25 protein-coding genes are annotated in these 26,308 nt (G+C 71.1%); 18 read left to right on the forward strand and 7 right to left on the reverse strand.

The window, feature by feature from the left end; all coding sequences use genetic code 11:
- Positions 1–145 precede the first annotated feature (145 nt).
- Both MFF40_RS03855 and MFF40_RS03860 read left to right on the forward strand, forming a co-directional pair.
- Positions 146–1,300, forward strand: a complete 1,155-nt coding sequence (locus MFF40_RS03855) for an aldose epimerase family protein (protein ID WP_238259717.1) — start codon at positions 146–148, stop codon at positions 1,298–1,300.
- Complete coding sequence (locus tag MFF40_RS03860; RefSeq protein ID WP_147854722.1) at positions 1,297–3,096, forward strand: IlvD/Edd family dehydratase; 1,800 nt, start codon at positions 1,297–1,299, stop codon at positions 3,094–3,096. Before MFF40_RS03855 ends, MFF40_RS03860 begins: the two co-directional genes overlap by 4 nt.
- Before the next feature lie 30 nt (positions 3,097–3,126).
- Here the strand turns inward: MFF40_RS03860 and MFF40_RS03865 are convergent, their stop codons facing one another.
- Positions 3,127–3,867: a FadR/GntR family transcriptional regulator gene (locus MFF40_RS03865; protein ID WP_147854721.1), complete on the reverse strand. Its 741-nt coding sequence runs from the start codon at positions 3,865–3,867 to the stop codon at positions 3,127–3,129.
- A 164-nt stretch (positions 3,868–4,031) separates the two neighbouring features.
- On the opposite strand from MFF40_RS03865, the gene MFF40_RS03870 reads away from it, so the two are divergent.
- From MFF40_RS03870 to MFF40_RS28780, 13 genes are all read left to right on the forward strand, one after another.
- On the forward strand, positions 4,032–5,621 hold the full coding sequence (locus tag MFF40_RS03870) for an aldehyde dehydrogenase (NADP(+)) (RefSeq protein ID WP_378996953.1): 1,590 nt from the start codon (positions 4,032–4,034) through the stop codon (positions 5,619–5,621).
- A gap of 71 nt (positions 5,622–5,692) precedes the next feature.
- Positions 5,693–6,673 (forward strand): AraD1 family protein, encoded by a 981-nt coding sequence (gene araD1, locus MFF40_RS03875; RefSeq protein ID WP_238259719.1) that lies wholly within the window; start codon positions 5,693–5,695, stop codon positions 6,671–6,673.
- Between the two features lies 1 nt (position 6,674).
- Entirely contained in the window at positions 6,675–7,610 is a 936-nt protein-coding gene (locus MFF40_RS03880; RefSeq protein ID WP_147898234.1) for a Gfo/Idh/MocA family protein, read from the forward strand.
- 72 nt (positions 7,611–7,682) lie between these two features.
- On the forward strand, positions 7,683–9,206 hold the full coding sequence (locus MFF40_RS03885) for a carbohydrate porin (protein ID WP_238259720.1): 1,524 nt from the start codon (positions 7,683–7,685) through the stop codon (positions 9,204–9,206).
- A 329-nt stretch (positions 9,207–9,535) separates the two neighbouring features.
- Positions 9,536–9,736, forward strand: a complete 201-nt coding sequence (locus MFF40_RS03890) for a hypothetical protein (protein WP_050735995.1) — start codon at positions 9,536–9,538, stop codon at positions 9,734–9,736.
- 550 nt (positions 9,737–10,286) lie between these two features.
- Positions 10,287–10,865, forward strand: a complete 579-nt coding sequence (gene msuE / locus MFF40_RS03895) for an FMN reductase (RefSeq protein ID WP_147898232.1) — start codon at positions 10,287–10,289, stop codon at positions 10,863–10,865.
- Between the two features lie 8 nt (positions 10,866–10,873).
- A complete protein-coding gene (locus tag MFF40_RS03900; protein ID WP_147898231.1) occupies positions 10,874–11,824 on the forward strand; it encodes an aliphatic sulfonate ABC transporter substrate-binding protein in 951 nt (316 codons plus the stop codon).
- 4 nt (positions 11,825–11,828) lie between these two features.
- Complete coding sequence (locus MFF40_RS03905) at positions 11,829–12,830, forward strand: sulfonate ABC transporter substrate-binding protein (RefSeq protein WP_147898230.1); 1,002 nt, start codon at positions 11,829–11,831, stop codon at positions 12,828–12,830.
- Positions 12,830–13,612: an aliphatic sulfonate ABC transporter permease SsuC gene (gene ssuC, locus MFF40_RS03910; protein WP_147857127.1), complete on the forward strand. Its 783-nt coding sequence runs from the start codon at positions 12,830–12,832 to the stop codon at positions 13,610–13,612. Before MFF40_RS03905 ends, ssuC begins: the two co-directional genes overlap by 1 nt.
- Positions 13,612–14,466 carry an ATP-binding cassette domain-containing protein gene (locus MFF40_RS03915; RefSeq protein WP_147898229.1) on the forward strand — a complete coding sequence of 285 codons (855 nt, stop codon included), beginning with the start codon at positions 13,612–13,614 and terminating at the stop codon, positions 14,464–14,466. The genes ssuC and MFF40_RS03915 overlap by 1 nt, the downstream gene beginning before the upstream one ends.
- A 116-nt stretch (positions 14,467–14,582) precedes the next feature.
- Positions 14,583–15,758 carry an FMNH2-dependent alkanesulfonate monooxygenase gene (ssuD, locus tag MFF40_RS03920; RefSeq protein WP_238259721.1) on the forward strand — a complete coding sequence of 392 codons (1,176 nt, stop codon included), beginning with the start codon at positions 14,583–14,585 and terminating at the stop codon, positions 15,756–15,758.
- A 342-nt stretch (positions 15,759–16,100) separates the two neighbouring features.
- Positions 16,101–16,370, forward strand: a complete 270-nt coding sequence (locus MFF40_RS03925; protein ID WP_147898227.1) for a hypothetical protein — start codon at positions 16,101–16,103, stop codon at positions 16,368–16,370.
- 605 nt (positions 16,371–16,975) lie between these two features.
- Positions 16,976–17,107: a hypothetical protein gene (locus tag MFF40_RS28780; RefSeq protein ID WP_281408002.1), complete on the forward strand. Its 132-nt coding sequence runs from the start codon at positions 16,976–16,978 to the stop codon at positions 17,105–17,107.
- A gap of 85 nt (positions 17,108–17,192) precedes the next feature.
- Here MFF40_RS28780 and MFF40_RS03930 read toward each other — a convergent pair whose 3' ends face one another.
- A complete protein-coding gene (locus MFF40_RS03930; protein WP_238259722.1) occupies positions 17,193–18,572 on the reverse strand; it encodes a hypothetical protein in 1,380 nt (459 codons plus the stop codon).
- A gap of 332 nt (positions 18,573–18,904) precedes the next feature.
- Between MFF40_RS03930 and MFF40_RS03935 the strand changes: the two genes are divergently transcribed.
- Positions 18,905–21,157, forward strand: coding sequence for an SLC26A/SulP transporter family protein (locus MFF40_RS03935; protein ID WP_238259724.1), 2,253 nt, complete (start codon positions 18,905–18,907; stop codon positions 21,155–21,157).
- Positions 21,158–21,256: 99 nt separating this feature from the next.
- Here the strand turns inward: MFF40_RS03935 and MFF40_RS03940 are convergent, their stop codons facing one another.
- A complete protein-coding gene (locus MFF40_RS03940) occupies positions 21,257–21,652 on the reverse strand; it encodes a DUF3307 domain-containing protein (protein ID WP_238259726.1) in 396 nt (131 codons plus the stop codon).
- 197 nt (positions 21,653–21,849) lie between these two features.
- Entirely contained in the window at positions 21,850–22,824 is a 975-nt protein-coding gene (locus MFF40_RS03945; protein WP_238259729.1) for a quinone oxidoreductase family protein, read from the reverse strand.
- An 88-nt stretch (positions 22,825–22,912) separates the two neighbouring features.
- On the opposite strand from MFF40_RS03945, the gene MFF40_RS03950 reads away from it, so the two are divergent.
- Positions 22,913–23,872: a LysR family transcriptional regulator gene (locus tag MFF40_RS03950; protein WP_238259730.1), complete on the forward strand. Its 960-nt coding sequence runs from the start codon at positions 22,913–22,915 to the stop codon at positions 23,870–23,872.
- On the opposite strand, the gene MFF40_RS03955 is transcribed toward MFF40_RS03950, so the two are convergent.
- Together MFF40_RS03955 and MFF40_RS03960 are read right to left on the reverse strand one after the other, a co-directional pair.
- On the reverse strand, positions 23,851–24,159 hold the full coding sequence (locus MFF40_RS03955; protein ID WP_147855746.1) for a hypothetical protein: 309 nt from the start codon (positions 24,157–24,159) through the stop codon (positions 23,851–23,853). The two genes, MFF40_RS03950 and MFF40_RS03955, sit on opposite strands and share 22 nt — an antisense overlap.
- Complete coding sequence (locus MFF40_RS03960) at positions 24,156–24,890, reverse strand: SGNH/GDSL hydrolase family protein (protein ID WP_238259732.1); 735 nt, start codon at positions 24,888–24,890, stop codon at positions 24,156–24,158. Before MFF40_RS03960 ends, MFF40_RS03955 begins: the two co-directional genes overlap by 4 nt.
- A 302-nt stretch (positions 24,891–25,192) precedes the next feature.
- Between MFF40_RS03960 and MFF40_RS03965 the strand changes: the two genes are divergently transcribed.
- On the forward strand, positions 25,193–25,957 hold the full coding sequence (locus MFF40_RS03965; protein ID WP_238259734.1) for a 3-hydroxyacyl-CoA dehydrogenase: 765 nt from the start codon (positions 25,193–25,195) through the stop codon (positions 25,955–25,957).
- Positions 25,958–26,016: 59 nt separating this feature from the next.
- Here the strand turns inward: MFF40_RS03965 and MFF40_RS03970 are convergent, their stop codons facing one another.
- Positions 26,017–26,265 (reverse strand): hypothetical protein, encoded by a 249-nt coding sequence (locus MFF40_RS03970; protein WP_147856313.1) that lies wholly within the window; start codon positions 26,263–26,265, stop codon positions 26,017–26,019.
- Positions 26,266–26,308: the final 43 nt, after the last annotated feature.

Below are 26,308 nucleotides of genomic sequence, written 5' to 3' on the forward strand. Positions count from 1 at the left end.
ATCCCGGGGCCGCTTTGCCGCGGCCCGATGTTGTGAATTTCATTTGTATGAGTATATAGCGGAGTTTAAGACGTCAACCGCGGCACGCGTCGAGCGCCGGCGCACGATCGGCAAGCGGGAGGCGGGCATCTTGCGGGGAGATCACATGCGTGGAGTCGGGGCTGTGGCGCTGGGCGCCTGCGCGGCGATCCCTGTGGCGGCCCAGGCTGCCGAGCCGGTCCGCACCGTGTTCGGCACCCTGCCGGACGGCCGGACGGTCGAAGAGGTGACGCTGACCAACGGCAGGGGCGTCACCGCCCGCGTGATCTCGTGGGGCGCCCTGCTGCGGACGCTCGAAGTCCCGGACCGCGCCGGAAAGCCCGCCGACATCGTCCTCGGCTACGACGATCTCGCCGGCTACCTGGCCAAGCCCAACTATTTCGGAGTGAGCGTCGGGCGCTACGCCAACCGGATCCGCGGAGGCCGCTTCACCCTCGACGGCCGGACCTACACGCTGGCGACCAATGACGGATCCAACGCGCTCCACGGCGGCACGGCGGGATTCGACAAGCGGCTCTGGACCATCACAGAGGTCAAGGGCGGCGCCGCGCCGTCGGTCAGCCTGCGCTACGTCAGCCCGGACGGCGAGGAAGGCTATCCGGGTACGCTCACCGTGACCGCAACCTACGCGCTGGACGACACCGACACGCTGTCCGTGACCTACCAGGCGACCACCGACAAGCCGACGATCGTCAACCTGACCAACCACAGCTTCTTCAACCTCGCCGGGGAGGGCTCCGGCCGCTCGATCCTGGGCAACGTCCTGACGATCCCAGCCGAGCGCTACACGCCCGTGGACGCGACGCTGATCCCCACGGGCGAGCATGTCCCGGTGGCGGGTACGCCGTTCGACTTCCGCACACCGACGGTGATCGGCGACCGCATCCGCGACGGACGCGACATCCAGATCGTGCGCGGGCGCGGCTACGACCACAACTGGGTCGTCACCGACGCCCCCACGACCGAGCCGCATCTCGTGGCCCGGGTCGAGGACCCCGAATCCGGCCGGATCCTCGAAGTCGCCAGCAACCAGCCGGGCGTCCAATTCTACGCGGGCAACTTCCTCGACGCGACCGCGGTGGGCAAGTCCGGCCTGGCCTACCGGCAGTCGGACGCCCTCGCGATCGAGCCCGAGCTTTTTCCCGACACCCCGAACCAGCCGGCCTTCGGCTCGGCCCGCCTCGATCCGGGCAAGACCTACCGGAACGTCATCACCTACCGCTTCTCCACTAGCGCGGCACACCGGACCCACACGAAATGACCGATCGCCCGAACACACGGCCCCTGCGCTCGCGCGCGTGGTTCGACAACCCCGACAACATCGACATGACCGCGCTCTACCTGGAGCGCTACCTGAACTTCGGCCTGAGCCTCGACGAGCTGCGCTCGGGCAAGCCGATCATCGGCATCGCCCAGACCGGCTCCGACCTGTCGCCGTGCAACCGGCACCACCTCGTGTTGGCGGAGCGCGTGCGTGAGGGCATCCGCGAGGCCGGCGGCATCGCGCTCGAATTCCCGGTCCATCCGATTCAGGAGACCGGCAAGCGGCCCACCGCCGGCCTCGACCGCAACCTCGCCTATCTCGGGCTGGTCGAGCTCCTGTACGGCTACCCCCTCGACGGGGTCGTGCTGACCACGGGCTGCGACAAGACCACGCCGGCCTGCCTGATGGCGGCCGCCACCGTGAACATCCCGGCCATCGCCCTGTCGGTGGGCCCGATGCTCAACGGCTGGTACAAGGGCCAGCGCACCGGCTCCGGCACGATTGTGTGGCGCGCGCGCCAGATGCTGGCGGCGGGCGAGATCGACCACGACGGATTCATCAAGCTGGTGACTTCGTCCGCGCCCTCCACGGGCTACTGCAACACCATGGGCACGGCGACGACGATGAACGCGCTCGCGGAGGCGCTCGGCATGATGCTGCCGGGCTCCGCGGCGATCCCGGCCCCCTACCGGGACCGACAGGAGGTCGCCTACCTCACGGGCAAGCGCGTGGTCGAGATGGTCGCCGAGGACCTCAAGCCGACCGACATCCTGACCCGGGAGGCCTTCCTCAACGCGATCGTGCTCAATTCGGCGATCGGCGGCTCGACCAACGCCCCGATCCACCTGGCCGCGCTCGCCCGCCACGCCGGCGTCGAACTCGACATCGCCGATTGGCAGACCCACGGCCTCGACGTGCCGCTCCTGGTCAACCTGCAACCGGCCGGCGAGTATCTCGGCGAGGATTACTACCGCGCGGGCGGTCTCCCGGCAGTGGCCGCGCAGCTGATGCAGCGCGGGCTGCTCCACGAGGGCGCCCTGACGGTGAACGGGCGCACCATCGGCGACAATTGCCGCGGTGCGGTGATCGAGGACGAGGATGTGATCCGGCCGATCGACCGGCCGCTGAAGGAGGCCGCAGGCTTCCTGGTGCTCCGCGGCAACCTGTTCGACGCGGCGATCATGAAGACCAGCGTGATCGGCGAGGAGTTCCGGGAACGCTACCTCTCGAACCCCGACGATCCGGAGGCCTTCGAGGGCCGGGCCGTCGTGTTCGACGGGCCGGAGGATTACCACCACCGCATCGACGATCCGGCGCTGGCGATCGACGACAACAGCATCCTGATCATGCGGGGCGCCGGCCCGGTCGGTTATCCGGGGGCGGCCGAGGTGGTGAACATGCGCCCGCCCGCCTACCTGATCCGCTCAGGCGTGCACGCGCTGCCCTGCCTCGGCGACGGGCGCCAGTCCGGCACCTCGGCCTCGCCCTCGATCCTCAACGCCTCGCCCGAGGCGGCGGTCGGCGGCGGGCTCGCGCTGCTGCGCACCGGCGACCGGGTGCGGATCGACCTGAAGCGCGGCACCGCCGACATGCTGCTCGACGCGGACGAGATCGAGCGGCGGCGCAAGGCCCTGGAGGAGGCCGGGGGATACGCCTATCCGGCATCCCAGACCCCGTGGCAGGCGATCCAGCGCGCGAGCGTGGGGCAGATGCACACCGGCGCGATCCTGGAGGGGTCCGAGCGCTTCCAGCGCATCGCCCAGACCAGCGGCCTGCCGCGCGACAACCACTGACGCGGAACCCCGCCGCCGCGGCGGCGGGGTTCACGCCGTCAGGGACAGTTCGGTGTCGGACAGGGCGAGGCGGACCAGTTCGGTCATCGCCACCCGCGCTGCCTCGACATCGCCGGCCACGATCGCCTCGTACAGGATCCGGTGGTCCGGCATCGGGTCCCGGGGCAGGGCGCTGCGACGCTGCTTGAAGATCGTCGTCCAAGTCACGGCAGCGGCAATGGAACTCGACAGGGCCATCAAGGGTCCGTTGCGGGCCGCCTCCAGGATCGTGTTGTGGAACGCCTGGTCGGCGGCCCGCCCGATCTCGGTGGCGAGGCCGTAGCGTCCCATCTCCTCCAGGGCGTGCCCCATCCGGGAGATGTCGAGGGCGGAACGCCGCTCGGCCGCCAGGGCCGCCGCCGCCGGCTCGACGATCATCCGCAGTTCGAACAGGTCCCGGATGAACGTTTCGCTCGGCTCGGCCTCGAACGCCCAGGCGAGGATATCCGGGTCGAGCAGGTTCCAGCGGCTGCGCTGGGTCACACGGGTGCCGGTGCGCGGCCGGCTCTCCACCAGCCCCTTGGCGCTCAGGATGCGAATCGCCTCGCGATAGGCGGTGCGCGAGACCTTGAGCTGCTCCGAGAACTCGATCTCGCCCGGTAGCACGTCCCCGGGCGCGTACCGGCCGGCCAGGATCGCGATGCCCAGATCGCGCGCCACCGAACCGTGAATCCTGCGCGAGCCCGAGGCCAGCGGCAGCTTGATGTCCTCGTAGCCCGGATCCCCCCTCAACTGTCACCTCCGGTCCGAAGCCGCCAGGACGGGGCAGGATCACCGCGATCGTACCCTGAAGTTGTAGGAGTGCAAGCGCCAACACCCACAAGCACCATAGTGCTGCGACGCTTGCAGCCACTGCACAACTGCTCTAAGTTATTTGTATGAGTAAAGAGCTGACGATGAACGCGGAGCTTCGCGGCACGATCCTGATCGGCGCCGAGGATGCGACCACCACCGATACGTTCCGGGCCGCCGACGCCGCAAGCGGGGCGGCGCTGGAGCCCGCCTTTTCGGCCGCCGGCGCGGCCGAGGTCGAGGCGGCCTGCGCGCTGGCGGATGCGGCGTTCCCGAGCTTTTCCGAGTCGACCCCCGCGGTGCGCGCCGGCTTCCTGGACGCCGTGGCCGAGGCGGTAGGCGATCTCGGCGAAGCCCTGATCGCGCGGGCCATGGCCGAGACCGGGCTGCCGCGGGCGCGGCTGGAGGGCGAGCGCGCCCGCACCATCGGCCAGCTGCGCCTGTTCGCGAACGTCGTCCGCGCGGGCGACTGGGTCCAGGCCACGATCGATCCGGCCCAGCCCAAGCGCACGCCCCTGCCGCGGCCCGACCTGCGCCGCCGTCACGTCGCCCTGGGACCGGTGGCGGTGTTCGGCGCCAGCAACTTCCCGCTCGCCTTCTCGGTGGCCGGGGGCGACACGGCTTCCGCCCTGGCGGCCGGCTGCCCGGTGGTGGTCAAGGGCCACCCGGCCCATCCCGGAACCGGCGAGCTGGTCGCCCGCGCGGTGCGTGCGGCGGTGGCTGACAGCGACCTGCATCCGGGCGTGTTCTCCTATCTGCCGGGGCCCTCGAACGCCCTGGGGACGGCGCTGGTCGCCGATGCGCGCATCAAGGCGGTCGGCTTCACCGGTTCGCGTGGCGGCGGGCTCGCCCTGATGCGGGTGGCGGCGGGACGCCCCGAGCCGATCCCGGTCTATGCCGAGATGAGCGCGGTCAACCCGGTCCTGCTGCTACCCGGCGCCCTGCGGGCGCGGGGCGCGGCCCTGGCGGCGGGCTTCGTCCAGTCGGTGACCATGGGGGCCGGGCAGTTCTGCACCAATCCGGGCCTGCTGATCGGGATCGCGGGCTCCGACCTGGAGGCCTTCGCGGAGGCCGCCGCGACGGCGATTCGCGAGAGCGCGCCGCACGCGATGCTGACCGCCGACATCCGCGCCCGCTTCGAGCGCGGCGTCGCCGAGATGGCGGGCCGCCCGGGGGTCACGGTGGCGGCGCGCGGCGCGAGCGCCGGACCGGGCGGCGCACCCGCCACCCTGCTGCGCACCGACGGGGCGCGGTTCCTGTCGGATCCCAGCCTCGCCGACGAGATGTTCGGCCCCGCGGCGATCCTGGTGGCGGCCACGGATCTCGAAGAGGTCCATCGCATCATCGCCGCGCTGCCGGGCCAGCTCACCGCGACGCTGCATCTCGACCGCGCGGACGAGCACATCGCCGCCGGCCTGGTCCCGGCGCTGGCCCGCAAGGTCGGCCGCATCCTGGCCAACGGCTGGCCCACGGGGGTCGAGGTCGCCCCCGCGATGGTCCATGGCGGCCCGTTCCCGGCCACCTCCGACGGGCGGACCACTTCGGTCGGCACCCTGGCCATCGAACGCTTCCTGCGACCGGTCTGCTACCAGGATCTGCCCGACGCGCTGCTGCCGCAGCCCCTGCGTCCGGACAATCCCTGGCATCTCACCCGCAGGGTCGACGGCACGATCAGCCCGGCCTTCGAGCGCTGACGCGCGAACGCACGCCGCCACACACCGATTTCGAGCCGGCCCAGCCAAAGCCGGCCCTGGGAGAACGCAAGATGGGGCAATCACTCCTACAATTCCGCGCCTCGGACGGGCGGCGGGGTGTGGCGGTGCTGCAGGACGGCCAGGCTCGGGCCGTGGCCGGCGTGGACAGCGTCCTCGAGCTGGCGCGGCGCGCGCTCGCGGCGGGGGACGGCCTGGTCGAGACGGCCGCCCGGCACGGGCTCGGCGACACCATCGACCTCGACGCCGTGCGGCTGCTGCCGCCGATCGACCACGCGGACCCGGCGCACCTGCTGCTGAGTGGCACCGGGCTGACGCATCTCGGCTCGGCGGAGGGCCGGGACAAGATGCACCGGGCCGCCGCTGCGGATCCGGCCCCGACCGATTCGATGCGGATGTTCCGGATGGGCGTCGAGGGCGGCAAGCCCGCCCCGGGCGAGACCGGGGTCCAGCCCGAGTGGTTCTACAAGGGCGATGGCGCCGCGATCGTCGGCACCGGCGAGCCGCTCGTATCCCCGGCCTTCGCCCTCGACGGCGGCGAGGAGCCGGAGATCGCCGGCATCTACCTGATCGACGCGGACGGCACGCCCGTGCGCCTCGGCTTCGCGCTGGCGAACGAGTTCTCCGATCACGTCACCGAGCGCGGCAACTACCTGTGGCTCGCCCATTCGAAGCTCCGTCCGGCGGCGCTCGGCCCGGAGCTGTGGCTGGGGGCGCTGCCCGCGGACGTGCGCGGCTCCAGTCGCATCCTGCGCGACGGCGCCGTGCTGTGGGAGAAGCCGTTCCTCTCGGGTGAGGCGAACATGTCCCACACGATCGAGAACCTGGAGCGGCACCACTTCAAATACGCCCCGTTCCGCCGCCCCGGCGACCTGCACGTCCACTTCTTCGGCACCGCGACCCTGTCGTTCAGCGACGGCGTCACGGCGCGGCCCGGGGACGTGTTCGAGATCGAGGCCGCACCGTTCACCCTGCCGCTGCGCAATCCCCTGGCGGTCGCGCCCGCCCGCGATCTGTCCGTGAAGGTCCTCTGAGATGCCGGCTTCGAACGGGACGATCCGCATCGGTCTGGTCGGCGTCGGCAAGATCGCCCGCGACCAGCACCTGCCGGTCATCGGCGCCTCGCCGGACTATACCCTGACGGCCGTGGCGAGCCGCGAAGGCCGCTTCGAGGGGGTGCCGAACTACCGCACCCTGGCGGAGATGCTGGCGGGGCAGGGCGACCTCGACGCGGTCGCCCTGTGCCAGCCGCCGCAGGTCCGGTTCTCGGCCGCCCTGGCGGCGATCGAGGCCGGCCGCCACGTGTTCCTGGAAAAGCCCCCGGGGGCGACGCTGGCGGAGGTCGGGATCCTGGTGGAGGCCGCGCGGGCGCGGGGTGTCAGCCTGTTCGCCAGCTGGCACTCCCGCTACGCCCCCGGGGTCGAGCCGGCGCGGCAATGGCTGTCCGGCCGCCGGATCCGGTCGGTGGCGATCGCCTGGATGGAGGATGTCCGGCACTGGCATCCCAACCAGGCCTGGATCTGGCAGGCCGGCGGCATGGGTGTGTTCGATCCGGGCATCAACGCCCTGTCGATCGCGACCCACATCCTGCCGCCCTTCTTCCTCACGGGCGCGACCCTCTCGGTCCCGGAGAACCGGCAGGCGCCGATCGCCGCCGACCTGCACTTCACCGACGCCGCCGGCACCTCGATCGAGGCCGTGTTCGACTGGCGCCAGACCGGCCCGCAGACCTGGGACATCCGCGTCGACACCGAGGACGGCCTGCTGGTGCTGTCGCAAGGCGGCGGCGTCCTCACGATCGACGGCGCGCCGCAGTTGCTGCCACCGGAGGCCGAGTATCGCGGCCTCTACGACCGATTCGCCGCCCTCGTCCGATCCGGCACGAGCGACGTCGACCTGAACCCGCTGATCCACGTCGCCGACGCCTTCCTGCGCGGCGAGCGCCGCTCCGTGGAGGCCTTCACGGACTGACCGGAGGGATCCCGGCGGAACACGAACGCGACAGAGCCAATCAGGGCCGCGCGTCTTAGGGGGAGTTATCTCATGGGAAAGCACACGCGATGGGCGGCGCTCGCACTTTGCGCCACCACATTCTCTGCGGGCATCAGCACGGCTGAGGCTCAGATCGCAGACGCCCCGGACGGGGGGCCGTCCCTGGTCAATCCGGGCCCGAGGGCAACCCCGGCCGCAAAGGCCAAGTACCGTGCGAATCGCGCGCGGCGTCGGACGATCCGCGAGTCACGGAGTGCTGCCGGCCCGAGCAGCGCGGCGGCCTCGATCGACGTGCAGGGCAACAGCGCGACGCCGCCGGGCCTGCCGCCGGGGACGCTCTATCTCGGTAACGGGATCAGCATGATCCTGAACTACACCGGGGAATTCGCCGCCAACCCGTCCGGCGGCATCCGCCAGGGATCGGCCTATGCCGGTCAGGTCGTGTTCGGCCTCGACGCCGACCTCGACCGACTCGCCGGGATCGAAGGCGGCTCGTTCCACACGATCGTGACCCAGCGTCACGGCCGGAGCCTCGCGCAGGATTATATCGGTTTCAACGGAAGCGTTCAGGAGATCTACGGCGGCGGCCAGACGGCTCACCTCACGTCGGTCTCCTACGAGCAGAAGCTGTTCGACAACCGTCTCGATATCGAGGTCGGCCGTCTTCTCGCCAATCCGAACTTCCTTGGTTCACCGCTGTATTGCAACTTCCAGAATAATGCAACCTGCGGCGCGCCGAAATCCATCTTCAAGCTGACGAACTTCACGTATTGGCCGATCGCCACCTGGGGCGCCCACGCCAAGGCCTGGGTCACCGACAAGGTGTTCATCCATGCCGGCGTCTACGAGGTGAATCCCCGCGATCAGCAGCCCAACCAGAACGGCATCGACTGGTCGACCCGCGGGGCCACCGGCGTCCTCGTCCCGGTGGAGGTCGGCTACTCGACCAACTTCGGCAACGACCCGCTGCCGCGCAACTACAGCATCGGCGCGGTCTTCGACCGATCCGACTATCAAGACCCGATCTACGATCTGCGCGGTGGGGCCAGCGTGTTCAGCGATCTCGACCCGCTCACCCGGTTCGGTCGGTCGGCGGTCTATGCCCGCTTCGACCAGATGGTCTGGCGTCCGGACCCGAATGCCGTCCAGGGCCTGTCGATCTTCGGCGTCGCGATCGGCGGCACCGGCGGGCGGCAGACCCAGGATTACTTCCTGGAGGGCGGCGCCGTGCTGACCGGCACTTTCCCGGGCCGGCCCTACGACACCCTCGGGTTCGTGTTCGCCATGGAGAAGCTGTCGCCCCTGGGCTCGGCCAACATCCGGGCGGCGCGGGCTTCGTACGGGCTCAGCAGCCGCAACGTCGACACCCTGCAGACCATCCTGGAGCTGAGCTACGGCATCCAGCTCACCCCGGCGGTCCGGCTGATGCCGAACCTGCAATACGTGATCGGCCCGGACCAGACCCGTTTCCCGCTCCGGCCGAAGCCGATCCCCGATGCCTTCGTCATCGGCGCGAAGCTCTCGGTCGACCTGTTCACGCTGGGCGGCCTGGCCAAGGGCCCGGGAAGCCTCTGACGGCAGTGGCCGCGCGCCCACCCCGGTGGGCGCGCGGGCGAAAGATCGCCAGGATCGGCGCGCGCGGAACCTCCACGCGCGCCGATCGCGTTTCGGGGTGAGCGATGCGGGCACGGCGGTCGAGGACGGCGGCAGGAAGCGCAGGGGCTCGGCCCAAGGACGATTGCAGCGGCCAAGTGTCGGCGGCCGAGCGGATGGGCACCGGATCCGAGCGCGCCGCTCCGGACGTGGAACCACACACTCCGTCGCCGGTTGACCAGCAGATTGTAGCTGTTCTAATTCGCAAGAGAGAACGGCACGCCGCCGAACCGATACGGGAGCAACGAGACATGGCCAGCGCAAACTGCGAGAGCTGCAAGTTCTTCGACGAACACAAGGGCAACGGCGCGAGCGCCCAGGGCGATGCCGGCCTGTGCCGCTTCAACCCGCCGGTGAGCCAGCCCGCTCCCGAGTCCAAGGGCCTGTGGCCGGTCGTGACCACCAACGATTGGTGCGGCCACTTCACCGCCGAGATGACCGCGGCGGAGTAAGTTCGAGCGCGGACCGGCGAAGCGCGCGACGCACGAGACTCGTCGAACGATGCAGGGTCAGCCACCACGGCTGGCCCTTTTTCGTTCGCGACCCCGGATCCGAACCGGGACGCATGCGACGGAGCCTCGGCATTCGCGCAGCCTCCCCCGGCCGGCCCGCACTGCACGGACCAGGGCCCTTGCAGCGTGTTACGGCCACCTCCCGGCGACACGATCGTCCCGGCAAGACGGTCCTTCTCCCGACACGCCAATCCGAACAATTTTCCTCTCCGTTCGTCACGACGGCGAGACCGGATGCGCGCCGGTGTTAAATTTTCTCCCTGCCAAGCGCGGACCGCGCCTGTACCGCGCCTGGATCACGAGATGAAACCGAGTTCCGAACCGCCGTTTTCGAGCAGAACGTTTTTCTATTCCAGATGAATTGGAAAAGCCGTTTCATTGACGTCGCCCGGCGCAGTCAGCAATTCTAGCGCTCTATTCGGATATCCGGTTGCGCCGTCGCCATTCGCCATCGCGCAGGGCGGTCCGGCCTTATCGCAAGGCTTCTGCAATGACACGACCGAGACTCGTCGGGCTGAGCGCGAATGTTCAGCGCCCGTCCAAGACCCGCACGCTGGTCGATGCCGTGCTGCACGAGGCCTGCGCCCAGGCGGCATTCGACGGGCGGATCTTCGATTTCGTGGATGCCGGCACCGGCCTCGGGGCCGCCTGGACCCGGGATCAGCTGCCGCTGCCGGCCCGCCGCGTGCTCGACGCGATCGAGGAGGCGGACGGACTCGTGGTCGGCTCGCCGGTCTACAAGGGCGCCTATACCGGCCTGTTCAAGCACCTGTTCGACCTGGTCGATCCGACCGCGCTGGCCGGCAAGCCCGTGGCCATCGTGGCCACGGGCGGCGGGGCGCGCCACGCCCTGGTGGTCGAACATGCCTTCCGGCCACTCTTCGGCTTCTTCGGCGCGCTGCAGATCCCGACCGCGGTCTACGCGTCCGATACGGATTTCAGCGACGGCGTCCTGGTCGAGGCCGGCGTGCGGGCCCGCGCCGCCGAGGCCGGCGGCCAGCTCGCCGCCCTGCTGCTGCACCGGGCGGCGACGGCGACCGGCCCGGCCGAACTCGCCGCCGCCGAGTGAGCCGCGCGATGCTCGACCGCCGCACCTTCCTGGCCGCATCCCTTGCGGCCGTCCCGGCCATTCGGAGCGCTCGCGCGGCCGAGCCCGGCGTGCTGCGCATCGGCTACCAGAAGAACGGCATCCTGGTGGTGGCCAAGCAGCAGGGGATCATCGAGCGGCGCCTCGAGGCCCTCGGCCACACGGTGCGCTGGGTCGAGTTCTCGCTCGGGCCGCCCCTGGTCGAGGCCCTGTCCCTCGACGGGATCGATCTAGGCCAGACCGGCGACGCACCGCCGATCTTCGCCCAGGCGGCGCGCTCCAGCCTCGTCTACGTGGCGGCCCAAGAGGCCGGCGGCTCCGGCGCCGGGATCCTGCTGCCCAAGGGTTCGACCCTGCGCAGCCTCGCCGACCTCAAGGGCAAGCGCGTCGCCTTCGGCAAGGCGACGAGCGCACACAACCTCACGGTGGCGGCTCTGGAGAAGGCGGGTCTCAGCTACGCCGATATCGAGCCGGTCCTGCTAGCGCCGGCCGACGGGGCGGCGGCCTTCGCCCGCGGCAGCGTCGACGCCTGGACGATCTGGGATCCTTATCTCGCCATCGCAGAGGCGGGGGAGGGCGTGCGCGTACTGGCCTTCGCCACCGAGATCACGCCACAGAACAATTTCTTTCTGGCGAGCCGTGCCTTTGCGGAAGCACGCGGCCCGGTACTGGTCGCGGCGATCGACGCGCTGGGCGAGGTCGCCGCCTGGTGCCGGGAGAACCGCGGCGCGGTCGCGGCGCTTCTGTCGCAGGGCACCGGCGTGCCGCTGCCGGCCACCCGCCGGGCGGTGGATCGCAACGATTACGTGATCGGCCCGATGACGGCGCGCGTCACCGCCGAGCAGCAGGCCGTCGCCGACCGGTTCCACGCCTTGAAGCTGATTCCCCGATCGATCCGCGTCGCCGACGCGGTCTGGGCGCCACCCGCCCGAAACGGCTGAGATCATGACCGACCATAACAGCCACCCCCTTGCGTCCGGGCTCGCCCCGCACCGCCGAAGATTCCTGTCCGCGGGCCTCGGCCTCGCGGCGGCCGGCGTCCTGCGGCCTGCCCGGGCCGCGGGCGGCACCGTTCGGGTCGGCTACCAGAAATACGGGTCGCTCGTGCTGCTGAAGGCCCGCGGCACCCTCGAGACGGCGCTAAAGCCGCTGGGCTACGCGGTGGCGTGGTCGGAATTCCCGTCCGGGCCGCCGCTGATGGAAGCCCTGAATGCCAGGGCGATCGATTTCGGCACGGCCGGCGAGGCGCCACCCATCTTCGCGCAAGCGGCAAGCCCCGAATTGCGCTACGTGGCGACCGAGCCGCCGGCCCCGCGGGGCGAGGCGATCCTCGTGCCCAAGGACAGCCCGGTGCGCAGCGTGGCCGACCTGCGCGGCCGGACGCTGGCGCTCAACAAGGGCTCGAACGTCCACTTCCTGGTGGTGCGCGCGCTGGAGCAGGCCGGGCTGCCCTACGATGCGGTGAAGTTCGCCTTCCTGGCGCCAGCGGACGCCAACGCCGCCTTCGTGCGCGGCTCCGTGGATGCCTGGGCGATCTGGGATCCCTATCTCGCCGCCGCCGAGCGCGCCACCGACGCCCGCGTGCTAGCGGACGGGCGGGGGATCGCACCCAACCGCGAGTTCTATCTCTCGCGCCGCGGCTTCACGGAAGCCAGCCCGGAGATCATCTCGGCCGTGCTGACGGCGATCGGAGCGATCGACACCTGGGCGGAAGGCCACGCCGAGACCGTGGCGGCGGAACTCGCCCCCTCCGTTGGCATCCCGGCGCCGGTCCTCAAGATCGCCCTCGAACGCCAATCCTACGGGGCCGCCCCCCTGGACGCCACGGCGATCGCCGACCAGCAGCGGGTGGCGGACGCCTTCCACGGCCTCGGCCTGCTGCCGAAGCCGATCCGCGTGGCCGACGCGGTCTGGACACAGCCCGAACGCCGGGCGGAGAGCCGATGATGCGCCCCACCCCCCTCACACGCCTGCGCGACACGGCGCTGCCGTGGCTCCTGCCGATCGCGATCCTGCTGGGCTGGCAGGCTGCGGTGTCGGCCGGCCTCGTCTCGAACCGGTTCATGCCGGCCCCCCTGGACGTGGTCCGGGCCGGCTGGGAGGCCGGGCGCACCGGCGAACTCTGGACCAACCTCTGGGTCAGCACCCTGCGGGCCCTGTCGGGCTTCGCCGTGGGCGGCGGCATCGGCTTCGCCCTCGGGCTCGCCAACGGCCTCTCCCGCGTGTCGGAGCAGCTGACCGACACCTCCGTCCAGATGGTGCGCAACGTGCCCCACCTGTCGCTGATCCCGCTGGTGATCCTGTGGTTCGGCATCGGCGAGGAGGCCAAGCTGTTCCTGGTGGCGCTCGGCGTGTTCTTCCCGATCTACGCCAACACCCTGCACGGCATCCGCTCGGTGGACCCGGCTTTGGTGGAGATGGGCCGCGTCTACGGCATGTCGCGCACGGAGCTGTTCACCAAGGTGGTGCTGCCCGGCGCCCTGCCGTCGATCTTCGTCGGCCTGCGCTACGCGCTCGGCATCATGTGGTTGACGTTGATCGTCGCCGAGACGATCTCCGCCTCCTCGGGGCTCGGCTACATGGCCATGCAGGCCCGTGAGTTCATGCTGGTCGACGTCGTCGTGCTGGCGATCCTGATCTACGCCGCCCTGGGCAAGCTCGCGGACGCGCTGACGCGCCAGCTCGAGCGTGCCTGCCTCGCCTGGAACCCCGCCTACAGGAGCGCCTGATGCTGCTCGACGCCCTTCGCCGCGAGGCCCCGGCCGATCCCGTTCCCGAGACCCGGAGCGCCGACGCGGGCCCGCTGCCGCCCCATCAACCGGCGCCACCCGCCGGCCGCGGCATCGCCGTGACCGCCCGCGACCTCCGAAAGAGCTTCGACGGCCACGCCGTCATCGAGGGACTCGACCTGTACCTGCCGGCCGGCGGGTTCACGGCCGTGGTCGGGCGCTCCGGCTGCGGCAAGAGCACCCTGCTGCGCCTGATCCTGGGGCTCGAGGCGCCGACGGGCGGCCGGATCCTGCTGGAGGGCCCCGAGACCGGCCCGCGCCGGAGCGATCCGCCCAAGCGGATCATGTTCCAGGAGCCGCGGCTGCTGCCCTGGGCCCGGGTGGTGGACAACGTCACGGTCGGCCTATCGGGCCAGGGCTCCCGGGCCGAGCGCCGGGACAAGGCGTTCGCGGCCCTAGCCGAGGTCGGCCTCGCCGAGAAGGCGGGGCAGTGGCCCGCGACCCTGTCGGGCGGCCAACGCCAGCGCGTCGCGCTGGCCCGGGCGCTGGTCGGCCGGCCGGGCCTGCTGGCGCTGGACGAGCCGCTCGGCGCCCTCGACGCGCTGACCCGCATCGGCATGCAGGACCTGATCGAGCGGATCTGGCTGGCGCAGGGCTTCACCGCGCTGCTGGTCACCCACGACGTGTCCGAGGCGGTGGCGCTGGCCGACCGCATCCTGGTGGTCGAGGCCGGCCGCATCGCCCTCGACCTGCGGGTCGACGTGCCGCGCCCGCGCCGGCGCGGGGATCCGGATCTGGCTCGGCTCGAAGGGCGTATCCTCGATCATCTGCTCGGCGCCGAGCCGAACGTCTGACACCGGGCCGCCGTTTCCCGGAAGCGGCGGTCTGCTGTAGCTCTTGGTGATCGCCGGATGCGAGAAGTCGGATCCGGCTTTTCCGCATCCGGCCCGCAACCGCAATGGAGACCCCGATGACCACGACGCATGACGGGCGCGCCGACGTCCTCTGGTTCCTGCCGACCCATGGCGACGGCCGCTATCTCGGCGCCCAGGAAGGGGCCCGAGAGGTCTCGATCGACTACCTCCGGCAGATCGCCCAGGGCGCCGACGAGCTCGGCTATTACGGTGTGCTGCTGCCGACGGGGCGCTCCTGCGAGGATTCCTGGATCGTGGCTTCGGCGCTGGCGCCGCTGACCAAGCGGCTGCGCTTCCTGGTGGCGGTGCGGCCCGGCCTGATGGAGCCCTCCGCGGCGGCCCGCATGACCGCGACGCTGGACCGGATCTCGGACGGGCGCCTGCTGATCAACGTCGTCACCGGCGGCGATCCGGTGGAGCTGGCCGGCGACGGCGTGTTCCTGTCCCATGACGAGCGCTACGTCGTCACCGACGAGTTCCTGACGATCTGGCGGGGCCTGCTCTCGGGCGAGACCGTGACCTACCAGGGCCAGCACCTGCGCGCCGAGAACGGCCGGGTGATCTTCCCGCCGGTGCAGAAGCCCTATCCGCCGCTCTATTTCGGCGGCTCCTCGCCGGCCGGGATGGAGGTCGCGGCCGAGCATTGCGACGTGTACCTCACCTGGGGCGAGCCCCCGGCCCAGGTCGCGGAGAAGATCGCCGCCGCGCGGCAGGCCGCGGAGGCCAAGGGCAAGACCTTCTCCTACGGCATCCGGCTGCACGTGATCGCCCGGGAGACCGAGGCCGAGGCTTGGGAGGCCGCGGAGAAGCTGATCTCGAAGCTCGACGACGCCACCATCGCCAAGGCGCAGGAGACCCTGAAGCGGCAGGATTCCGTCGGCCAGAGCCGCATGATGGCGCTCCACGGCGGCAACCGCGACAAGCTCGTGGTCTCGCCCAACCTCTGGGCCGGGGTCGGGCTGGTGCGCGGCGGCGCCGGGACGGCCTTGGTCGGCTCGGCCGATCAGGTCGCCGACCGGATGAAGGAGTATATCGATCTCGGGATCGACCGCTTCATCCTCTCGGGCTACCCGCATCTCGAGGAGGCCTACCGCTTCGCCGAGCTGGTCTTCCCGAAACTGCCCCTGCGCGCCACCACGGGCCGGCCGCTGGGCAACGCCCGCAACGACGGCCCGTTCGGCGAGATCGTCGCCAACGACATCGTGCCCACCCGCCGCGTCGGCGCGCACTGAGACCGCGGCCCGCCGCTCCGGGGATGGCCGCGCCATCGACCGGATGGCGGGCCCGGGGCCGGGCTCCCGGAGGGTCTGGCGCCCTCCGGCGGCGCTCGGCGCGCAGCCCCGCGGCGCCGGGCGACGCCCTGCCGCAGGGCCGTATCCGGCACCCGCTGACGGTGTAGGGCCTTCTGAAACCAGGATTTTCCCCGACGTCGTCGCACCGGGATAGTGGGAAGAGCGGGGATGGCGCAGGTTCGGCACATCCGCGCCAAAGTCACGCCATCCTTGGCGCTCAGGTGCCGCGTTCATCGCCGCGCGGCCCGTCCGCGCGATCATCGCACAGCGACAAGGACATCCATGACTTCGACCAAGGCGGTCCTCCTGACCCTCGGTCTCTGCCTCGGCCCGGCCGCGGCGCTGGCCGAGCAATCCCCGGCCCGCGAGGCGCTCAAGCAGCACTGCACCGGCGACTACATGGAATATTGCAGCGCCTACGCGCCCGGCGGCCCGGAGGTCGAGGCCTGCTTCAAGACCAATCTCAAGAACCTGTCGCCCGGCTGCTCCGCGGCGATCACCGCCTACAAGCAGGAGAAGCGGGCGACCAAGCGCGTCAGCGAGGTGCGCTGAGGCTGCGCCGCCCCGAACGCGGATGGGCTCGCCGCCCCCGGCGATCGTCGAGCCAGGACCGACGCCACCATAGGGCGGCAGGTCCGATTCCCGGTGCGTTCCAGCCGGAATCGATCTCCCGCATAGGGTTTCCGGGTGATCACTCCGTTTCCGTCATGGCGAGCGTAGCGAGGCAACCCGGCGTGGCGGCCCATGTGGCGTTGTCGCGCTGTCCTGGGTCACTTCGCTTCGCGCGTGATGACGGTGCGGGTGACGCTGCCCGAAGCATCTGCCGGACCAGCGAGCCGTCAGGCCGCCAGCGCCTTCGGGTGTCGGACGCCTCTGTTTGCCTCGGCCGCAAGAAGCTTTTTTGAAGAGCGCTTGCGACAATCAGGCCTGCGGCGAATATCAGACTATATCAATTAAATACTCAGTAATGCATCGCAAATTTCTCTAGATATCTCTATGAAATACTACGAATTGACTAAAAACGCGAATGGTTTTCTATAATCATACATTGTAAAGAATATAAAACATCGCGAAACATTACGGGCGTGACATTCTTGCACTTTCCGAGACGGTGCGGACCATTAGCCTCCGCGCTGCCGAAAATCGGAGATTGCCTCGTGTCCACTGCCCGTTGTTTCGCAAAGAATCCTCTCACGCGCGCCCTGATCCTGACCCTGCTGGCCGCCAGCGTCGCCGCCTGCGCGACCAAGCCGCCGGCCGAGCCGGTGCCGCTGGTGAAGAAGGGCTGAGCACCGCGTCCCGACGGGCGCGGGTTCGCCCTCGGGACCAGAACCGAGCGCCGCCCCGGCTCCGGGGCGGCGCTCACGGCCGGCCTCACCGCACGGCGATGCCCAGCGGGGCCGCGCGGCAATTGAGATGGGCCGGGTTGGTCGAGACCACCCCGGCATTGCACCCGCCCTGCTGGCCGACATAGAGCGGCGTCCCGCCCGCACCGGCGGCTGCAAGATAGCCGATCGGTCGCGTTCCGGCGTCGAGATGGTGCGGGTTGTTGGTGACGAGGCCCGCATCGAGCCCGGCCGCGGTGCCGGCATAGACCGCCGCGTCGTTAGGCGAGGATTGCTGCGCCAGGGTCGCGCCGATCGGGGCCGTGGGGCAGCCCTTGTAGCCCGGGTCGATCGTCACCTCCCCGGCATTGCAGCCCTGCTGCGTCCCGACATAGAGCGCCACGCCCGGAACCCGCGCGGCAGCCGCCTGGGGCGCCGGGGCCGGGATGGCGGGGAGGGGGGCCGGGCGCCCACCGGTCAGGACCGCCCGCAGGGCGACGAGGCCCGCCCGGACATCCTGCAGGGTGCCGACCACCACGTAGCAGGTGTAGCTGTGCGCCCCCGCCGGGACGTTGTTCTCCCGGAAGACGCAGTTCCACTTCGTCGTGGCGTTGCCCGAGCCCGGCAGGGTCGAGAAGTCGAACCGGCCGTAGCCGGCATTCGGCACCGTCGCCTGGGGGAGGGCGGGGCTGTAGACGCCCATCGCCCGGGCGCCGTCGGGGGTCGCCAGGATCACCGGCACGCTCTGCTCGCCCGGCCCGGCCGAGAGCGGCTCGGACCGGCCCGTCGCCGGGTCGAGGTTCCAGAACGCGGTGAAGTCCGGCGGCATGTAGGCGGTGGCCGCCTCGAAGGTCGCCGATTCGTGGGCCTGCGCGGTGATGTAGGTGACGCGGTACGCGATGGCGTTGGCCACCCCCGCCGCGCCCAGGGTGACGGTCTTGGCCAGGACGTCGTCCGAACGGGGGCCGGCATGGGGGCCGGGTCCCTTCGGGCAGCTGCCGGTGACGCGGCCGGGCTCGATCCAGTAGGCCATCTGCGACCGGGTCTGGAGCGTGTTCGGGCCGAGCTTCAGCTCCGTGAGCAGGGTGGTGCTGCGCGGGCCGGTGCCGTCGGAATCGCTGCCCGCCTCGGTGGGGTTCAGGCACTCGCCGTAGCCGTCGTAGGACGAGGCCGATTGCAGCTCGCGGCCGTGATCGTGGGCGTTGATGAACTGCGTGCCGCCCCAGGTCAGGCTGTCGATGGCGCCGCCGGTCCGGGACGAGACGCCGACGGTGATCGGCGATCCGTTGAAGGCCCGGCTGATCGTCGCCCGGCCGCCGGGCTCGGGCCAGGCGATCGACGGCGCATCCTCGGCCTGCGCGGCCCCGGCGAGGCCTGCGAGCAGGAGCGCGGCGGGCAGGGGACGGGGCAGGCGGGTCGGTGCGGGCATCGGCGGCTCCTGTGGGGGGCCGGCTTAGAGCATGACGCGGGGGAGGGGAATCCGGCCCCCGACGCGGCACGCCGCGCGAACAGATCGTCCCGGCCTCCCGGTCGTGACCGGCCTGCCGCATGGTTCCGGTTCCGTCAGAACCGGTTGAAACCTGGCCGGTCCGGTCTTCCGACACGCGCCGGCGGCACGATAATTTAAGTCCCGGGCTGCGATCGAGGTGGACGGCTGCGGCCAAGCCTGATGTCCACCGTTCCGCTGCGTTCGCGCGTGCGGCGGCCGGGGATCTGCTGCACCGGCCTGGATCGAACCTTCGGAATACGGATGCCGTGCCGATGACAACCACCGATATGGCCTCCGCCGGCAGCGGGCAGCCGACCGAGGGACGCCAGGCGCTGGTCCGCACCGCGCGCACGATCGCGGCGGCGGCGGTGGCCGCCATGGTGCTGCTCCTCGATCTCATCAGCTTCTCGCAGCTGATCTTTTCCGGCCCGCTGGCGGAGAGCCGCGTCGCCGGGATGTCGGCGATGCTGGCGGCCTACGTGCTGGGCAGCCTCGTCTTCGTCGCGCTGCGGCGGACCGTGGTGGTGTCGCTGTCCTTCATCGGGGCGGCCGCGATCGTGCAGGCGGCGATCGCCGCCGCGGTGGCCGGGGAACTCCGGGACGCAGGCATCACCGATCCCGCCACGGTCGGCCGGATCGTGCTCGTCGCCTGCGGCGTCTCGACCTTCGCCACCGGCCTCGTCTTCGCCCTGCTCGGCACGCTGCGCGCCTCGCTGCTGGCGCAGCTCCTGCCCTACCCGGTCCTGACCGGGTTCCTCGGCGGCGTCGGGCTGCTGTTCCTGAAGAGCGGCGTGCAGATCGGCGCGCATCTCGACGATCCCGCCGCCGCGCTGCTGGGCCTGCTCGACCCGGCCATGCTCGACCCGGGCCGGATCGACCCCGGATTGCTCGGGCGCATCGCCCTGTCCGTCGTCATCGGGTTCTGCGCCTTCTACCTGCCCCGGCGCATCAAGCATTGGGGCACCTACCCCACGGTCATCCTGGCGAGCCTCGTCGTCGTGCATCTGGGCCTGGCCTGGCAGGGCATCGACACGGCAGCCGCGCAAGGGGCCGGCTGGCTGATCGAGGCGCTACCCTCGGGATCGCTGCTGCAGGCCCCGGCCGCGATGGCGCTCCAGGCCCTCGACCCCGCCCTGCTTCTGCCGATCCTGCCCCGGATCGCCACCGAGATCGTGGTCGCGGTCATCATCCAGATCCTCTACGTCATCAGCGTCGAGCTGGAGATGCGGCGCGAGCTCGACATCGACCGGATGTTCGTCGCCTCGGGCGCGGCCAACCTGGTCGGCAGCCTGTTCGGCAGCCCGGCCATGGGCTTCGGGCGGACCTCGACGCTGCTGCTGCACAATATCGGCGGCAGCCACTGGCTCGGCTGGTGGCTCACGCTCGCCGTGATGGCGGCGCTGCTGGTGTTCGGCGCGAGCCCGCTGGCGCTGCTGCCGCGCCCGCTCGCCGGCGGCGCCCTGATCGCCATCGGGCTGGGCCTGCTGGTCAACCTCGCGCTGGCCTGCCGGACCTTTCCGATCTGGGAGACCGGCATCGCCCTGGCGGTGTGCGGAGCGACCGCCCTGTTCGGCGCCACCGTGGGCTTCCTGGTCGGCGTCGTGCTGGCGATCCTGATCTTCGCGGTCCAGTACGGCCAGATCCCGGCGGTGCGCCGGGCGCTGTCCGGCGCGGAGCGGCGCAGCAGCGTCATCCGCGCCCCCGACACCGCCGAATTGCTGCGCGAGGCCGGGGAGCGGACCCGGATCTACGCGCTGCAGGGCTACCTGTTCTTCCTCAACGCCCAGACGATCTATCGCCGGGCCGCCGCCGAGCCCGGTCCCCTGCGCAGCCTGATCCTGGACTTTCGCGATTGCGTCGGTCTCGACAGTTCGGCCCTGATCGCGTTCCGCAAGATCGGGCAGCTCGCCGAGCAGCGCGGCTTCGACGTGCTGCTGGTCCATCTGGGCCCCGCGGCCCTCCGGCAGATCGAGCGCGGCGGCCTGGCCGGGCCGCGGCTGCGGACGCGCGCCACCCTGGACGAGGCCCTGCGCGAGGCCGAGACGCGGCTGCTGTTCGAAGCCGGCTCCGCCGGGGAGGGGGCCGTGGCGCTGTTTGCCGAGCACATGGCGGATCGCCTCGGCTGCAGCCTCGCGCCGGCCGATTTCGCGCCGTATCTCAGCCTCCGCACCCTCGCGGCCGGCGAGGCGCTGCTCCGCCAGGGCGAGGCGGCCGACACCCTGTACTTCCTCGAGCAGGGCGTCGTGTCGATCGAGATGGAGGTGTCCGGCCGGCCCAACCTGCGCCTGCGCACCACGACCGCCGGCACGGTGATCGGCGAGATCGGGCTGGTGAAGGGCGGGCGGCGCACCGCCACCGCCGTCGCCGAGAGTCCCTGCCGGGTGGTCGGCGTCGACCGGGCCGCGCTGGCCCGGATGGAACGGGAGCGCCCCGACCTCGCGCTCGCCCTCCAGCGCTTCCTGATCCTGGAACTCGCCGGCAAGGTCGCCGACACCAATCTGCTGCTCGAGGCCGAGCTGACCTGAGGATCAGAGCATCGTTCCGAAAGGTGGCTGCCGGCTTTCGGGACGATGCGAAGCAAAGACCCAGCGCAGCGCGCCGGTTCCGATATCCGGCACGATGCGCTAGGCCGCCGCCAGCACGACGGCGAGCCCGATATGGGTCACCTGGTGGAGGAACTGATCGACCCCGATCAGCCACCAGAACCGCGCGTCCGAGGCCGGGAAGCGGGTCCGCTGGCCGACCAGCGCCTTGCCCCGGTCGATCCCCGTGTGGATCACGAAATCCACGAGCGCCAGCCACCATAGGGCCGGCTCGACCGCCAGGGCGATCAGCAGCGTCCCGAAACCGTGCAGGCCGGTATGGGCGCAGAGCGGCCCGGCCCAGGCCGAGGCCCGCTCCTTGCACTGCGCCATCCAGTTGGTCTGGAGGAAGAAGTCGGCCGCGAGGTGTTTCACCGCGAAGGCGACGAGCAGGAGCGCGAAGGCGCCCACGGGAACGGGCGTGTCGACGGACGGCATTCCGGCCCTGTCACTCCTGTCGCGCCCCTGGCGCGACCGCGCGGGACGATCCGCTCCGAGCGTCGAATCGTGCACCTCCCCATACACCTGTGCCGCGATTCGGGCAGCGCGACGCCGCACGCGGGCCGTCGATCGACACGCGGAAAACCGGGTTTCCGACGGTCCCGCAGCCCTCGGTCGAAGCAGGTCGGAGGCACCTAAACCGTAAGTATGACGCTGCCCGTGGTACGGCCGCCCTCCAGGTCGGCATGCGCGCGGGCGGCGTCCCGGAGGTCATAGGCGGCCCCGATCGGGTTGATCAGGCCGGCCTCCAGGGCGGCGATCAGGTCCGCGGCGCCGCGGCGATACAGGTCCGGATCGTTGGCGTAGGCGATCACGCTCGGCCGCATCAGGGCGACCGGACGGCCGTTCCCCAGCGTCTCGACGCGGACAGGCGGGATCGGTCCGGCCGGCTGGCCGAGGCTCGCCACGAGCCCGAACGGCCGGACCGCCGCGAAGGTCCGGGCCAGCATGCCGCCGCCGATGCCGTCGATCGCCAGATGCACGCCCTGCCCATCCGCCAGGGCCCGGGTCCGCTCGGCCCAGTCGTCCGCGCCGTGCAGGAGCACCGCGGCCGCCCCGGCCTCCAGGGCCAGCGCGCGCTTGCCCTCGGAACCGACCGTGCCGATGACATGCGCGCCGAGGCGCTTCGCCCAGCGCGTGACGATCTGGCCGAGCCCGCCCGCGGCGGCGTGGACCAGGATCCAGTCGCCGGGCCCGACCGCCCGGACCTTGTGCAGCAGCATGTGGGCGGTCAGGCCGCGCAGCATCGTGCCGCCCATCAGGCGGTCGGGTAGGGTGGCGGGCAGCCGTACCAGCCGTTCCGACGGCAGGATCCGCGCCTCGGCATAGGCGCCCATCGGGGCGCCGTGATAGGCGACCCGGTCGCCGGGCCCGACCGACACGACCCCCGGGCCGACGGCCTCCACCGTCCCGGCCGCCTCGAAACCGAGCACCGCCGGATAGGCGGCGATCGGGTAGAGGCCGGTCCGGAAGTAGATGTCGACGAAGTTTACGCCGATCACGGATTGCCGAATGCGGACTTCGCCGGCGCCGGGTTCGCCGATGTCGATCTCGGTCGCCGTCAGGACATCCGGCGCACCGGGCCCGGCCATCATCATCGCTGTCGTCATGATCGACCTCCTGCCCCGACAGAGAACCGCGTTTTAGTCTGTGAGAGAATTCGGCATCTCTTCACCGGCCTCGTGCGAAACTTCACCGATGATCGACTGGCAGGATCTCCACCACTTCGCGGTCCTCGCCCGGACCAGCTCGCTCTCGGCCGCCGCGCGCGACCTCGGAGTCGATCATGCGACGATCGGCCGGCGTGTCGCGTCCCTGGAGGACGCCCTGGCGCTGCGGCTGGTGGAGCGCCTGCCGCGCCGGGTCGCGCTGACTCCGGAGGGGACCGCCATCGCGGCCCTGGCGGCGGAGATCGTCGGAACCGTACGGGCGATCGAGCGCCGCGCCCTTGGCTACGCGGTGGCACCGGTCGCCACGGTCCGGATCAGCGCTCCGCCGGCCGTGGCAGCACGCCTCATCGCCCCGCAGGTCGCGCGCTTCCACCGGGCGCATCCCGGCATCACCCTGGTCCTGTCCGGCGCCGCCCGGATCGCCGCCCTCGACCGCGGGGAGGCGGAGATCGCCGTGCGCCTGACCCGCCCCGACGACCCGGACCTCCTGATCCGCCGCATCGGGGTGATGCGTTTCGCCCTCTACGCGACCCCGGACCAGGCAGCGAAGGCCCCGGCGGACTGGACCTTCATCGGCTACGATTCCGCCCTGGACCACGTCCCCCAGCAGGCCTGGCTGCGGAGCCTGCTGTCGGGCCGGCCGATCGTGTTCCAGGCCAGCGACCTGTTCGGCCAGCAGGAGGCGGCCCGGGCTGGCCTGGGCGCCGTCGTCCTGCCCCGCTTCCTCGGGGACGGCGATGCGGCGCTCACCCGCCTCCCGGTCGAGCCAAAGCCGCCGCCCCGGGATGTCTGGCTCGTGACTTATCCCGACCTGAAGCGCTCGCCCGTGATCCGCGCGGCGCTGGCGTTTCTGGCCCAGGTGATCGGCCTGGGATGCCCGGTTGCAGCGTCGGCCGATGAGAGCATCATCTCGAACGGTGGTTCCGGCTGTCGGGATGATGAAAACAAAAGACCGAGCGTTGCGCCTCAGAAGGCGGCCTCGCCGTAGCCGAGCGGGGTGACATGGAAGACGAACCGGATTTCGGCCTCGGCATCCGGCAGCGCCAGGGTGCTGACCGGCCCGGTGAGGATTTTGACGCCGCGCTCCGCATGGGCGGCGTAACGGCCCCGGGAGCCGAGCGAGGCCAGGGCGTGCAGGACGTGGCGTGCCGCGCGGGGGCGCCAGGCACCGTTCTCGCGGAGCCAGAGGGTTTCGTCCGCGGGCCATACCCGTACGGGGCGCCCGGCCCCGCGCGGCCCGGTCGCGAACGCGTCGAGGATGGCCCGGAGCCTCACGGGCGAACGCCCCAGGCCGCGGCGTGGAGCGCCCGAAGGCTGCGCGCCGGGACCGGGGCGCGCAGCCGGGGCGCGGACGGGGCGGAGTCGATGGCGACCAGCCGGACCAGATCGGCGGCCAGCCGGGTATAGTCCGCGAGGTGCACGCCGTCCGGATGGAGACCCGTGCGGGCGAGCCCCGAGCCGTCGTCGCGCAGGGCCGCGAACGGATCGAAGAAGCTGTGACCGCCTACCCGGCAGAGCGCCGCGAGGCGGTCCGAGAAGGCCGCGACGGCGGCGGGATCCCGGCCCGTCGCCCAGGCGCCGATCGGCGGGATCGCGGCCACGAAGACCTGCGTCGACCAGACCTCCAGGATCCGCAGGATGTGCCGGACCTCGGCCTCGAACCGGCGCTCGGTGGAGGCCCGCTCCGGGTGCCGCCAGCGCAGGATGTCGTTCGTGCCGATGATCAGCACCGAGGCCGCGCAGCGCATCGGGGCCCGCAAGTCCGCGAGATGGGCCGCGCAATCAGCCGCGGTGCTGCCGCCGATGCCGAGATTGATGCAGGGCCGGCCACCGAAATCCGGTGTCCCGAGGAACTCGACATGCGAGTTGCCGGCCAGGATCACGCTCTCCGGGGCGGCCTTGCGGAGCGCCACGCGCAGGGCCGGACCCCGCTCGGCGAAGCGGATTCGGACGCACCGCCCATGCCGCCAATGCCGGGCGGCCGTCGCGATCCAGGGTGCAGGCATGGCGGTCCTGAACAGGCATGAGGGATCGGCCGCGCCCGGGGCTGCCCGGGCGCGGGGATGCGGAGTGAACCGTGTCGAGACCGTGCCGCCGGCCAGATTTTCTGGTGTTACGGCCGCAGAAACACTTGTTTACTTTCGATCACCGGCAGCACGACAAGCAGAACTTGACGCGACAATCATCGATGACTTCATCCTGCATATGTGGGAATTTTTCACACGTCAACGGCCCAGCTGTCGAAACGGCCTTCCGGACCGTACGATCCCACGCTACGCCGGAGCTCCAACGAGCGGGGGGAGCCAGGATGATCAAGGATCGCGTCTACATCGTCACCGGCGCGGGCTCGGGGCTCGGCGCCGCGGTGGCGCGCAGCCTCGTGGCGGCCGGCGCCAGCGTAGTGGTGGCGGACATCGCCCGGGAGGCCGGGGCCGGGGTGGCGGCGGAGCTGGGCGCGCGGGCGCGCTTCGCGGCCACCGACGTCACCAGCGAGGCGGACGGGCAGGCAGCGGTCCAGGCGGCTTTGGACGCGTTCGGGCACCTGCACGGGCTCGTCAACTGCGCCGGGATCGCACCGGGCGAGAAGGTCGTCGGCCGCGACGGCCCGCACCGGCTGGACAGCTTCACCCGGGCGGTGACGGTCAACCTGGTCGGCACGTTCAACATGATCCGGCTGGCCGCCACGGCGATCGCCAAGGAGGCGCCCGACGCGGAGGGCGCCCGGGGCGTGATCGTCAACACCGCCTCGGTCGCGGCCTTCGACGGCCAGATCGGGCAGGCGGCCTATGCGGCCTCGAAGGGCGGCGTGGTCTCGATGACCCTGCCGATCGCCCGGGAGCTGGCGCGCCACGGCATCCGGGTCGTCACCATCGCGCCGGGGATCTTCGAGACGCCCATGATGGCGGGGATGCCGCAGGAGGTGCAGGACGCGCTCGGCCAGAGCGTGCCGTTCCCGCCCCGGCTCGGCCGTCCGTCGGAATATGCCGACCTCGTCCGGCACATCTGCGAGAACCCGATGCTGAACGGCGAGACGATCCGCCTGGACGGGGCGCTGCGGATGCCGCCCCGCTGAGAGGACACGGGCGCATCGCCTCATCCCGGACGCCGGCAACCCCCATCCGGAGCGCGACTCTAACCGATCGAGACGCTGGTCAGGAGTTCGGCGGCCCGGCGCACCTCGGTGACGATCAGTTCCTCGCTCGGCCCCTCGATCGGCATGTCGGACAGGATCGCGGCGACGTCGCGCTTCACGTCCTCGCGGATCTCCGGGTTCTCCTCGGACAGGCGCCCGATCAGGACGCCCAGGACGATCTCCAGCGCGGAGAGCTTCGCGTGCACGCGGGTGAAGTCGTCCAGCGGTTCCGGCTCGTTCGCGTTCATGGGCACTCCCGGGATCAGGCCGCCGCACCGTCCGCATGGCGGG

The organism is Methylobacterium mesophilicum, from assembly GCF_022179445.1.
GTDB classification, from domain to species: Bacteria; Pseudomonadota; Alphaproteobacteria; order Rhizobiales; family Beijerinckiaceae; genus Methylobacterium; species Methylobacterium mesophilicum.

Excerpts from the sequence above, each read along its gene's own strand:
- MFF40_RS03960 (WP_238259732.1), bottom strand. The coding sequence starts at position 24,890 with ATGCCTGCACCCTGGATCGCGACGGCCGCCCGGCATTGGCGGCATGGG.
- MFF40_RS03970 (WP_147856313.1), bottom strand. The coding sequence starts at position 26,265 with ATGAACGCGAACGAGCCGGAACCGCTGGACGACTTCACCCGCGTGCAC.
- msuE (WP_147898232.1), top strand. The coding sequence starts at position 10,287 with ATGACACGACCGAGACTCGTCGGGCTGAGCGCGAATGTTCAGCGCCCG.
- MFF40_RS03965 (WP_238259734.1), top strand. The coding sequence starts at position 25,193 with ATGATCAAGGATCGCGTCTACATCGTCACCGGCGCGGGCTCGGGGCTC.
- MFF40_RS03870 (WP_378996953.1), top strand. The coding sequence starts at position 4,032 with ATGAACGCGGAGCTTCGCGGCACGATCCTGATCGGCGCCGAGGATGCG.
- MFF40_RS03880 (WP_147898234.1), top strand. The coding sequence starts at position 6,675 with ATGCCGGCTTCGAACGGGACGATCCGCATCGGTCTGGTCGGCGTCGGC.
- MFF40_RS03915 (WP_147898229.1), top strand. The coding sequence starts at position 13,612 with ATGCTGCTCGACGCCCTTCGCCGCGAGGCCCCGGCCGATCCCGTTCCC.
- MFF40_RS03950 (WP_238259730.1), top strand. The coding sequence starts at position 22,913 with ATGATCGACTGGCAGGATCTCCACCACTTCGCGGTCCTCGCCCGGACC.
- araD1 (WP_238259719.1), top strand. The coding sequence starts at position 5,693 with ATGGGGCAATCACTCCTACAATTCCGCGCCTCGGACGGGCGGCGGGGT.
- MFF40_RS03860 (WP_147854722.1), top strand. The coding sequence starts at position 1,297 with ATGACCGATCGCCCGAACACACGGCCCCTGCGCTCGCGCGCGTGGTTC.
- MFF40_RS03890 (WP_050735995.1), top strand. The coding sequence starts at position 9,536 with ATGGCCAGCGCAAACTGCGAGAGCTGCAAGTTCTTCGACGAACACAAG.
- MFF40_RS03930 (WP_238259722.1), bottom strand. The coding sequence starts at position 18,572 with ATGCCCGCACCGACCCGCCTGCCCCGTCCCCTGCCCGCCGCGCTCCTG.
- MFF40_RS03905 (WP_147898230.1), top strand. The coding sequence starts at position 11,829 with ATGACCGACCATAACAGCCACCCCCTTGCGTCCGGGCTCGCCCCGCAC.
- MFF40_RS03900 (WP_147898231.1), top strand. The coding sequence starts at position 10,874 with ATGCTCGACCGCCGCACCTTCCTGGCCGCATCCCTTGCGGCCGTCCCG.
- MFF40_RS03940 (WP_238259726.1), bottom strand. The coding sequence starts at position 21,652 with ATGCCGTCCGTCGACACGCCCGTTCCCGTGGGCGCCTTCGCGCTCCTG.
- MFF40_RS03925 (WP_147898227.1), top strand. The coding sequence starts at position 16,101 with ATGACTTCGACCAAGGCGGTCCTCCTGACCCTCGGTCTCTGCCTCGGC.
- MFF40_RS03885 (WP_238259720.1), top strand. The coding sequence starts at position 7,683 with ATGGGAAAGCACACGCGATGGGCGGCGCTCGCACTTTGCGCCACCACA.
- MFF40_RS03855 (WP_238259717.1), top strand. The coding sequence starts at position 146 with ATGCGTGGAGTCGGGGCTGTGGCGCTGGGCGCCTGCGCGGCGATCCCT.
- ssuD (WP_238259721.1), top strand. The coding sequence starts at position 14,583 with ATGACCACGACGCATGACGGGCGCGCCGACGTCCTCTGGTTCCTGCCG.
- MFF40_RS03935 (WP_238259724.1), top strand. The coding sequence starts at position 18,905 with ATGACAACCACCGATATGGCCTCCGCCGGCAGCGGGCAGCCGACCGAG.
- MFF40_RS03945 (WP_238259729.1), bottom strand. The coding sequence starts at position 22,824 with ATGACGACAGCGATGATGATGGCCGGGCCCGGTGCGCCGGATGTCCTG.
- ssuC (WP_147857127.1), top strand. The coding sequence starts at position 12,830 with ATGCGCCCCACCCCCCTCACACGCCTGCGCGACACGGCGCTGCCGTGG.